This is a genomic window from Pseudomonas sp. MF09156, from assembly GCF_059862305.1.
Window position 1 is genome coordinate 1 of record NZ_JCBCUR010000054.1, and the last position, 764, is coordinate 764.

Annotated in this window: 2 protein-coding genes; both read left to right on the forward strand. The window is 49.1% G+C overall.

Annotated features, from left to right (window positions below; translation table 11 throughout):
- On the forward strand, positions 1 to 314 hold a 314-nt coding region (locus tag AC19YY_RS31000), incomplete at its 5' end, for a hypothetical protein (protein ID WP_500605324.1).
- Positions 315 to 388: 74 nt separating this feature from the next.
- A complete protein-coding gene (locus AC19YY_RS31005; RefSeq protein ID WP_046071061.1) occupies positions 389 to 571 on the forward strand; it encodes a hypothetical protein in 183 nt (60 codons plus the stop codon).
- Positions 572 to 764 lie beyond the last annotated feature (193 nt).

The following is a 764-nucleotide window of genomic DNA, read 5'->3' on the forward strand; positions in this document are numbered from 1 at the left end:
AGGCTGAAGCCTTGGGCATGACTGATTTGAATGGTGGCGCGCTCTTCAACGCTGAGTTCGGTATAAGACATAGGGGCAGCACCGTACCGGAAAGGTCAGGTGTTGCACTCAGTTTTTGCCGCCGCCGGGCGTATGAATTTTGGTGTATATCCGAATATATCCTGCTGACTATAATTTATAATCAGCAGGATATATTCGGATATTTTACGCCGGTAGCTATGCATCACCACGGCAGCGCTACCCTTGCGTTCATTGCCGACACAAGAGCGGTTGAGATGATGTTGATTCAAGTGGCTGAACCGTTTGCCTTGTGAACCACCATGCTGCAGCGTTTGGTGATACTTTCACCCCAAAGCGCTCCAAACGATTAGACCTAATGAGATTGATCATGAAAGGCAAACGTAAGGCCAAAACAATCAAGTGGCTCATGAAAGATCAATTCGAGAGGGAGGCTAGGCTGATGCTGCGAAAACGATCCCGTGATGCTTCGAACCATTTCCTTGATGCTGCAGCTATTTTTGGAGTCGAGCATGAACCGGTAGGCTTGCTAAGCGGAAATTGCGGTGAGTGATATTCTCAAAGTTCGCCTCCTAATGTTGTAAACCCCATGGATAATTGGTTACCGCGGTTTTTTTAGGGGGCGGCGGCAAAAACTGAGTGCAACACCTGACCTTTCCGGTACGGTGCTGCCCCTATGTCTTATACCGAACTCAGCGTTGAAGAGCGCGCCACCATTCAAATCAGTCATGCCCAAGGCTTCAGCC

Bases quoted from the DNA above. Each gene is read 5' to 3' on its own strand.
- AC19YY_RS31005 (WP_046071061.1), top strand. From the start codon at position 389: ATGAAAGGCAAACGTAAGGCCAAAACAATCAAGTGGCTCATGAAAGAT.